General features: G+C 71.1%; 2 protein-coding genes. Both read right to left on the reverse strand.

The genetic code is table 11. The features are described 5' to 3' along the window. Window positions 1–176: DUF938 domain-containing protein (locus AC1DWF_RS35905; RefSeq protein ID WP_476843222.1), on the reverse strand; the 176-nt coding region annotated here is incomplete at its 3' end. After that, the coding region (locus tag AC1DWF_RS35910) for an NAD(P)/FAD-dependent oxidoreductase (RefSeq protein ID WP_476843221.1) at window positions 176–626 on the reverse strand (451 nt) is incomplete at its 5' end. The genes AC1DWF_RS35905 and AC1DWF_RS35910, both read right to left, overlap by 1 nt.

The raw sequence follows: 626 nt of genomic DNA on the forward strand, positions 1-626 counted from the left end.
AAGTGGATCGCGTGCTCGCCGGAGCCGGAGGCGACCTCCAGGACGAGGCCTTCCGGCGGCAGCACCCCGCGCAGCACGTCCAGCAGCGGATCGCGGTTGCGGGCGGTTGCGGGCGCGTGTCGCCGTGCGTCGGCGCCGGCATCGCCGAACTGCGCCTTCCGCTCGGCCGGATCCATCAGGCCGGCACGCCCTTGCTGGTCGAGTACTCGAAGTGCAGCGCCTCGCCCGGGAAGACGCGGGGGTGGATGGCATGGGCCGCCATCGCCGCCTCCGAAAACCCCTGCAGGATCAGCTTCAGCTTGCCCTTGTAGGTCGCCATGTCGCCGATCGCGTGCACGCCGGGGATGTTGGTCTCGCAGGTGGAGGGGTCGACCTGGATATGGCTGTGGTCGAGCCCGAGGCCCCATTCGGCGATGGGGCCGAGCTCCATGGAGAGGCCGAAGAAGGCCAGCAGGTGGTCGGCCTCCACGCGCTTCTCCTCGCCCTTGAGCGTCGCGAGCACCACGGCGTCGAGCTTCGATCCGTCGCCCTCCAGCCCGTGCAGCTGGTAGGGGATGGCCATCTCGATCTCGCCGCGCGCGGCGGCGGCCTCGAGCTGCGCGGCGGATTCCGGCGCGGCACGGAAC

It is taken from the genome of Aminobacter sp. P4_D5, from assembly GCF_056401815.1.